The organism is Nocardia sp. NPDC058705 (assembly GCF_042749305.1).
In the GTDB taxonomy this organism is placed as follows: domain Bacteria; phylum Actinomycetota; class Actinomycetes; order Mycobacteriales; family Mycobacteriaceae; genus Nocardia.
In genome coordinates this window covers 332162-340401 of the sequence record NZ_JBHYRN010000001.1, presented here as the reverse complement: position 1 = coordinate 340401, position 8240 = coordinate 332162, and the positions used below count along the sequence as shown (strand labels likewise).

General features: G+C 67.0%; 7 protein-coding genes. 1 reads left to right on the top strand and 6 read right to left on the bottom strand.

All coding sequences use genetic code 11. The annotated features are described in order from the left end of the window. Positions 1–119 precede the first annotated feature (119 nt). The 3 genes from ACFW6D_RS01585 to ACFW6D_RS01575 all read right to left on the bottom strand — a co-directional run bounded on the left by ACFW6D_RS01585 (position 120) and on the right by ACFW6D_RS01575 (position 2694). The gene (locus ACFW6D_RS01585) at positions 120–470 is read right to left on the bottom strand and encodes a hypothetical protein (protein ID WP_379323668.1); all 351 of its coding nucleotides are present in this window, start codon (positions 468–470) and stop codon (positions 120–122) included. Positions 471–685: 215 nt separating this feature from the next. Further along, positions 686–1369, bottom strand: coding sequence for a guanitoxin biosynthesis heme-dependent pre-guanitoxin N-hydroxylase GntA (gntA, locus tag ACFW6D_RS01580; protein ID WP_379323666.1), 684 nt, complete (start codon positions 1367–1369; stop codon positions 686–688). Between the two features lie 245 nt (positions 1370–1614). Beyond that, positions 1615–2694: an alkaline phosphatase family protein gene (locus ACFW6D_RS01575; RefSeq protein WP_379323664.1), complete on the bottom strand. Its 1080-nt coding sequence runs from the start codon at positions 2692–2694 to the stop codon at positions 1615–1617. Positions 2695–2872: 178 nt separating this feature from the next. On the opposite strand from ACFW6D_RS01575, the gene ACFW6D_RS01570 reads away from it, so the two are divergent. Continuing rightward, positions 2873–4633 carry an ABC transporter ATP-binding protein gene (locus tag ACFW6D_RS01570; RefSeq protein WP_379323662.1) on the top strand — a complete coding sequence of 587 codons (1761 nt, stop codon included), beginning with the start codon at positions 2873–2875 and terminating at the stop codon, positions 4631–4633. 116 nt (positions 4634–4749) lie between these two features. Here ACFW6D_RS01570 and ACFW6D_RS01565 read toward each other — a convergent pair whose 3' ends face one another. The 3 genes from ACFW6D_RS01565 to ACFW6D_RS01555 form a co-directional block, all read right to left on the bottom strand. Then, positions 4750–5649, bottom strand: a complete 900-nt coding sequence (locus tag ACFW6D_RS01565) for a hypothetical protein (RefSeq protein ID WP_379323660.1) — start codon at positions 5647–5649, stop codon at positions 4750–4752. Between the two features lie 241 nt (positions 5650–5890). Then, positions 5891–7333: a phospholipase D-like domain-containing protein gene (locus tag ACFW6D_RS01560; protein ID WP_379323658.1), complete on the bottom strand. Its 1443-nt coding sequence runs from the start codon at positions 7331–7333 to the stop codon at positions 5891–5893. Between the two features lie 134 nt (positions 7334–7467). After that, positions 7468–8196 (bottom strand): ATP-binding cassette domain-containing protein, encoded by a 729-nt coding sequence (locus ACFW6D_RS01555; RefSeq protein WP_379323656.1) that lies wholly within the window; start codon positions 8194–8196, stop codon positions 7468–7470. Positions 8197–8240 lie beyond the last annotated feature (44 nt).

Below are 8240 nucleotides of genomic sequence, written 5' to 3'. Positions count from 1 at the left end.
GTTTGTCGTTCTTTTTTTTCATTTTCTTCAACGAGTGGTGGGACTACGGGCGTTCGGGGGCCCAGGTGGGGGGCGGGACCCCCCCTTCTGGCATGGGTTCGGTACTCGCGCAAGCGATGTCAGCCGAGCACCGATTTCCAGGGTGAGGAGAGGGTGCCTGCGATGTCGTGGCCCGCGTCTTGTTCTACGAGCAGTACCGCGAGCCCGGCGTCGCTAGCGAGGGTGGTCAGGTGAGCCGATTCCTTACCGGCGAGCTCGAGGGGTGCGACCGCTTCTTCGACAGCTTTGGTCAGGACGCCCGCGGCGGGGCCCGCGTAGAGCAATGAGATCAGCTCGCTCGCTGACGCTCGTGCTGACGTAGCGGCAGGTTCGGTGCTGCCGGCGGTGGCACGCTGCGCGTCGGTCAATGTGGCGACCGTGTCGAGAATTTCGACGACTTTCGCGAATTGGGTGACGTTCTGGTCAGGCATAAGGACTCCTCGATGGCTGGTCGAACTCCAAACTCCGTCGTCGGTGAACGCGGTAACCGATGGGTGGTGCGTCCTCCGTGTTGGTACTGGACCGAATCTACCGTTCCGGCCGAGTGCTGGATGGAACCGCAGATCCCGGCGGGGGAGTCCACTGCGCAGGCTGAGTCGAACGATGGCAGGCGTGGGCCTGTCTCGGCGCGGGGCGCGCTGTCCGGTCAGTCGTGCTGCGCGCCCGCCAGCTCACGTTCGGCGACCGCGCTGAACGGACACTGCCAGTCCGCGGGTTTGGGGCGACCGGAGTATCGACGCGCTTCGGACAGAGTCTCGTACTCCATCAGATTCGGGTTGATGTCGCCCTGCAGGCTGATGTCCTGCCTGCGGATCTTGTCCGCCAACCGGTCCCACATCCCGTCGGCCTTGATCCGCGCGAACTGCTCGTGCGAGTTGAACGCCAGCATCGGAAACGGTGGACGACGCCCGAACCGTCGATGCGTCTCGTGCAGTCCGATCACGAAGAACGGATGCCCCGCCACGCTGTATCGGAACTCGCCGGACTGCGGATCGGACGAACACCCGTCCGCCCAGGCGAATCGATCGGCGTCCGCTTCGTGCAGCAGCTGCAGGTGCTCCCACAGCAACTCCTCGAACCGCAGCTCGTCCACCCCGCGCGGCTGCTCGAAGGTCGCGATGAAACTGGTGAACTTCCGCGAGCTCCAATCCGCCCCGTCGACGAACTCCGCCAGATCAGCAGCCATCAGTCGCGCCGACTCTTCGCCACCCATCACGTCGTAGTGCGAATGGGTGATCCCGCCCTGACGCCAGGCCGCGCGACCGGCCAGACAGGCGAACCGGTCTCCGAGAAGGAATTTCTCGAGCTCAGCTCGCGCATCCATTGTCATTCCAGGCGTTCCTTTGATCACAGCCGTACTCGAGCGGGAGCGCTGGCGATCCACTCGGCGTCCGCAGCAACCTCGCCCACATTGCAGGGGTGATCCTGTCAGCCGACCAGGCCGATACGCGAATCGGCCGCGTCGACACCGACGATCATTCCGGCCGCTCGACGGCTGAAACAGGCACACGGACGTGGTACGGATCACGCCCGTGCCGACGACAGCGGCCCGACTGACCGCGTGGCAGATCGGCCCTACCTCTCGGACGAACCGCTCGCCGATCCACTCCCGAGGATGCACAACGGGTTCGCCACCATGGCCGCCTGCGCCGAACCCGATGACGAACCGGTGATCCCGGCGTCGACCGGTGGCGTGTTCGGCACCGGTGCTGCCGGGTTGCCCGAGCCGCCTGTCAGCATCGACTCGCCGTCGAGGTTCGCGGGAGCCGGGACGTCGAGAAGGTCCAGGACGGTCGGGGTGATGTCGGCGAGGGTGTATCCGTTGTTCTGAGTTCCCGCCGCGAACCCCGGGCCGCGCGCGATCGTGAAACTTGCTGTCTCGTAAGCACTTTGCCCACCGTGCCCGCCGTCGGGCTTGTGTCCGTGGTCGGTGGTGACCAGAATCGTCCAGTTTTCGTTCGCATGCGAGGCCGCCCGCGCGTCCACCGCTGCCGTGATCTGCCCGACCAGACTGTCGACTCGGCCGATCGCCTCGCGATAGGCCTGTGGCCAGATTCCGCGCAGCGTGTGTCCCACGATGTCGACCTGATCGAGGTGCGTGAACAGCAGGTCGGTCCCTTCCTCGGTGATGGCGGAGACAACCTGCGCGGTGGCATCGGCATCGGCGGTGGTCTCACACACGCCCGCACCGGTGGGATCGATCTGGGTGACGGCCACCCGGTCGGCCTGCGGGCTGCCGGTGCGCGCGATCATGCCGATCTTGTCCCAGGTCCCGACGGCGGCCGTCGACAACGACGGACGCGCCCGCTCCAGCTGCGTGAAAACCGTCGGATACTGTGCGAAAGGTCCTGCGTTGCAGGTGGACTCGTTGTCGCGGATCCCGTGCTTGGTATCCCACACGCCGGTCAGCGCCGTGGCCCACGACACGCACGACATGGTGGTGTGCGGGGCGATGGAGGTGCGCGCCATGGTGCCTTCCGCGGCCAGGCGGTCGAGGTGGGGCGCATCGGCCGCCGACACCTCGCTCCACAGTGTGCCGTCGATACCGATGACCACGACCTTGTTCACGACCGGAGCCGCGGGGGCAGGCGCTGCCGTGGCGAACGGGACAGCGGCGAGAGCGACGGCCGCGAGAGCGCGGTGAGTGCGAGACATGCGGGCACCGTAGTTGCCGAGGGTCTACGCCATCCGCCGAATTGGACAATTGACCGATACGGTCCCGCCCACTGGGAAACCCCACAAGGCCGTCAGCCTGATGCGGTGCGGCTTCGTGCGCCCGATGCGCGACTTCTCGGCGACTACCGTCAGCGACGCGTTGCTGTTTCATGGAAGGGTGACGACCACTGCACCTCCCACCGAGACCGCTGCACCGATGTCCATGTCGAACCTGGGTGTCCTGATCGGCTATGCCCGACCGCACACTCGCACCCTGCTGCTCGGGCTCGTCCTCGCCCTCGGCAGTTCCGCGACGGTGATGGCGACGCCGATGGTGACCAAATCGATCCTCGACGCTCTCGGCACGGGCGCGTCGATCATGGGCCCGACCGTTGCCCTGTTGGTGCTGCTCGTCATCGGCGCGGCACTCGGGTGGGGCTACTGGATTCTGCTCGGGACCGTCGCCGAGAACATCGTCTTCGACGCACGCACGACGCTGGTTCGACGACTGCTCGGCGCGACGGTTCCGTCGGTGCAGGCGCGCCCCACCGGCGAGTTGGTCACGCGCGTCACGGCCGACACCTTGCTGTTGAAGGAGGCCGCGTCGTCAGCGGTGATCGGCATCATCAACGCCACCTTCCTGACGGTGGGCACCGTGATCCTGATGGGTGTGCTCGACATGATGCTGCTCGGCGTCACCGTGCTGGCCATCGTCGTCGTCGGCATGCTGTTCGGAACGCTGATGCCGCGAATTGCCAAGGCGGACGCGCAAACTCAGGAATCACTCGGCCGCCTCGGCGGAGTGCTGGAAGGCAGCCTGCGTTCGGTGCGCACTGTCAAGGCGGCCCGCGCCGAGCACCGCATCGCCACGTTGATCGGCGCCGACGCACGCGACGCCCGGACGCACGCGATCGAGTCGGTGCGTGTCTCGGCAACGGCATGGACCGTCGCGTGGACCGGCGTGCAGGGCGCCATCATCGCGATCCTGGCCATCGGCGCCTGGCGCGTCGACAACGGTTCGCTGACCGTCTCGACGCTGATCGCGTTCCTGCTGTACGCGTTCACCTTGATGGGACCGATCCAGGAACTGACCACACACATCACGGCCATGCAGTCGGGTATCGCGGCCGCCATGCGTATTCGGGAAATGGAGACGCTGCACTCCGAATCAGACGTGGCGCACGAGCCTGCGCCGACGGTGACCATCGAGCCCGACGCCGCCGTGCGTTTCGACGACGTCACGGTTCGCTACGCGCCCGATGCACCGCACGCGTTGAAGGGCTTGACGCTGCGAATTCCCGCGACGGGCCATACAGCCATCGTCGGCCCGTCCGGCGCGGGCAAGACAACGGTGTTCTCGACGATCCTGCGATTCGTCGAACCCGACAGCGGGACCGTTTCGGTGGGCGGTGTGGCGTACCGGAACCTCACGATGTCGGACGTTCGCGCGCGTGTCGCCTACGTCGAGCAGGAATCGCCTTTGGTGCCAGGCACATTGAACGACAACCTGCGCTTCCTGCGCCACGGTGCCACCGACGACGAGGTGGCCGAGGTTCTTCGGCTCCTCCGCCTCGATTCGGTTGTCGCGGCCCAGCCGAAAGGTCTCGACACCCACGTTCGCGACACCGACCTCTCGGGCGGCCAGCGGCAACGGATCGCGATGGCACGCGCGATGCTCGGTGACGCCGACGTGCTGCTTCTCGACGAAGCGACGTCGCAGATCGACACCCTGACCGAGGCATCGATCGTCGAAGCGATCGCGGTGCGGGCGCGCACCCACGCCGTCGTCACGATCGCCCACCGCTTGTCGACCGTGCGGCACGCCGATCGGATCGTCGTGATGGACGACGGCAGCGTTCGGGCGGTCGGGACGCACGACGAGTTGATGCGCGCCGACGAGCTCTACGCGCGGATGGTCCGCGCCGGCGGATTCGCGTAGGAGTCGAACGCTGCCGCTGGAGACGATCGGCCAGTCGCTGCTCGAAGTCGAGGCCGCGGGCCATCGAGATCGGAATCAGCAGAGTCCGGGATTCGCAGTGGTGGGGTGGCCCGTCGCTACGTGCGCGGTCCGAAGAACTCGGCTCGGGCGGCGTTGATGCGTGCCTGGGCTTGGGCGGCGCCTTGGAAGCTGACCGCGGCCGATCCGCCACCGGCGAGGCCGAGGGCGAGGAGACCGCCGATCACCGAGAGGAGGTTCGGCTCGGGGAGGATGCCGGTGTTGCTGGTGGGTTCGACTTGGTGGGTGGGAACCGCAGCACCGCCGCCGGGTGCGGGTGCGGCGGGTGGATCGCCTGTTCCGCCGGGGGTCGGTGATCCGGGTGACTCGCCGACTCCGTCGGGGGCGGAGCCGGCAGGGGGTGCGGTGCCGCCGCTGCCGGGTGAGTCGCTGCCGGGTTCGGGGATGTTCGGCTGGGCAGCCTCGGGCTCGGGCGGTGAGGGTGCAGGTGGTGTTCCAGGTGTTTCGGGGGCTGGTTCCTGAGCAGGCGCCTGCGGCGCGGGTGGATTTCCGGGGTTCGGGTTGTTGCCCTGGTTGCCGCCACCGTTGCCTTGATTGCCGTTACCGCTGCCCGGGTTCTGGTTCCCGTTGTTGCCCTGGTTGCCGCCACCGTTTCCCTGGTTGGCGTTACCGCTGCCCGGGTTCTGGTTCCCGTTGTTGCCCTGGTTGCCGCCACCGTTACCTTGGTTGCCTTCACCACTGCCTGGGCTCTGGTTGCCGTTTCCCGGATTCGAGTTGCCGTCGTTGCCGTGGTCGCCCGGACCCGCGACGAATCTGATCGCCTTGCCGAAACCAGCGTCGCCGGGAACCTCGGTGGAGCCGATTCCGCTGGTTACGGTGGTCTCGTTGCTGGGGACGACGTCCGGTTGGGCAGTCGCAAGTCCGCCGTAACCGAGAAGTCCGAGGGCACCTGTGACCCCGGCCAGCGCGGCTGTTCGTCTGATCCGACCGGCTGTCACGCGCCTTACATCCCGTCCTCGATTGCCCCGCCCACACCATTGCGGTCGGATCCGGGGCGCTCGGTGTTACGCCCGCCCGTCCCGGGACGCCCGCTCAGCGACTTCCTCCGACGATCACGGTTCGGCGAACGCGGCGTGATCGACTGCCGCCTGCGAAACAGTGATCGGCTTTTGGCCGAGAGTAGATGTCCCGCCGTCGCAGCGGTTCTCGCGGGCGCAGAACCGGCGCTGTCCTCATCGTTCAGCTCGGAAAGAGGCTGTCCCACAGTTTGGTCGGGGTGCGTTCGGGATCCATCAGGTCGTTCTCCGCCAGGAGGCTGTCCTCGTTCGCGACGGTTTCGGGGTCGAATCGGACCAGTGTGCGGCCCTCGCCGCGTAGTGCTTCGACGGTGCGCACGAGTGAGGATGTCTCGGCCAGGGTGGCGTCGAATTTCGCGGGGTCGGCGTCGAGGTGTTCGCAGAGCAGGCGGCGGCGGATGCCGAGAACGGTTTCGCGCAGGAGTTCGCCGTCGGCGGTTGTCGGGGTGACCTCGACAGCGAGGTCGCATTCGGTGTCGAAGCCCATCGACCGATTGTTGAGGTTCGATGATCCGACTCGCAGCAGGCGGTCGTCCATCACCAGCACCTTGGCGTGGACATAGATGGGCGTACCGGCGGCGGTGACCGGATAGTAGACGCCGAGCCGGTGATGGATGTCGGCTTTCCACAGCAGGTGCAGGAGGCGTCGGCGGGCGCCGTCCATCGCCGCTTGCTCGAGCCAACCGTCGGCATGGCGGGGGAGTACCAGCACGATCTCCGGGCCGTTCGGTTCGCGCAGGCGCGCGGCGATCGGCTCGGCGAGGGCGCGCGAGGCCAGATACTGGCTCTCGATGTACAGCGAGCGGGTGGCGCCCGCGATCGCCGCGCGATACAGCGCCTCGATCTCGCGGACCTCGGCGCGGTCGGCGAGCTCGGGGAGGGTCCGGGCGATCCCCACGTCGACCGACCGCATCGTCGGCTCCAGGTCCTGCGGCCACGGCCGGTCCCCGGTGATCTCGTCGACCGGGCTCAGTTCTTGCCCCGTGGCCGATTTCCATCTGGCGCGGGCCAGTTCGCCGATCGCCTTCGCCGCGGCGCCGTCCACGGCGGTGGTCGCATCGTGCCACGGGCCGTATCGGTTGCCGTTCGGCGCGGTTCGGTAGGTGTTGTCGTCGCGGTGGTCGCTGGTGTCCCAGCGGTCGACGGTCATGTCGATGCCCCCGCAGAACGCGAGTTGGTCATCGATCACGATGATCTTCTGATGGTGCGCCGAGCCGACGGGGTGCGCGCCGTCCATTTCGAAGTGCAATCGTCGGTCGGTCATCCAGTTGACGATGAAGATCGGTGTCATCCCCCGGCTGATCGCGGCGAACGCGCCGACATTCCATTTCAGCAGGTAGATCTCGAGATCCGGCCGTTGTTTCGGCAGCCAGGACAGGAACTTGCCGAGCTGATCGGGCCCTTCGAGGGTCTGGCCGTGGGGTTCGAAATGGATCCGGGTGTCGAAGTCCCAGCCGATCAGCACGATGCGTTTGCGCGCCCGCAGCATCGCGGCCTTGGCGTGCCGGAAGTAGTCCGCGGCGTCGATGATGCAGGCCAGCCGATCGGCCCTGGCGATCTGCCAGCAGGTTTCCCCGGGCGTGAGGATTTGTCGCGCGTCGCTCATGTGTCCTCAGCCCCTCATCCGGCACCCGTCGCCGCAGGTGAACGATTCACAATACTGGGTGGGCCGATGTCGAGTGGTGTGTGGAATCGGGCGGCGCGAACTTCCTGGCACAGTCCACGTGGCCGACGGCATCGTCAGAAGGTCGATGTGAGGAGCGCCCGCACGAACATGTCGGTCGATTCCGTCAGTTCCGCGACCGTGCCCGCGGCGAGAACTCGGCCCCGGTCCAAGATCACCATCTGGTCGGCGAAGCCGCCGTGGGCCAGGATCTGTACCTCGTTGCTGACCACGAGTACTGCGGCGCCGGAGTCGGCGTAGTCACGTAGTGAGCGCCACACTCCGTAGGCCGTTCCCGCATCGAGGGAGTTGGTGGGGCCGTCCGCGATGAGGACGGGCGGGGCGGGCAGTAAGGCGGCGGCGAGTGCGGCGCGTTGGATCTGACCACCCGAATGTTGACGGGGGAGCAGGTCCGAGGTGTCGGTGGGGTATTGCGCTGCGGCGCACGCTCGTTCGACGCTCCACGCCCCGTGTCGTCGTTGCAGCGACTGCAACTGTGCGCCCACTGTTGTGTCGGTCGCGAAGGCGGTGACGCCTTCTTGGGGCACGTAACCGACGACGTTCTCGCCCAGCGTCTGCTGACCGCCGACAACCGCACCGTTGATCGAGATGCGTCCCTCGTATCGCGCGGTGGTGGGCAAACGCCCAGTGAGGGCGCAGGCGAGCATGGTCTTTCCGGCGCCGGGTCCGCCGAGCACGGCGGTGATCCGACCCGGGGGCACGGTGAGATCGACGTCGGTGAGCACTGTTCCGCTCCAGCGGCCGGTGTCGATGCGGACGGTGAGGCCGGACAGTTCTGCGGTCACAGTTCGACCCTAGGTGATCCGCGCACACCCCAAGGCGCGAAGTG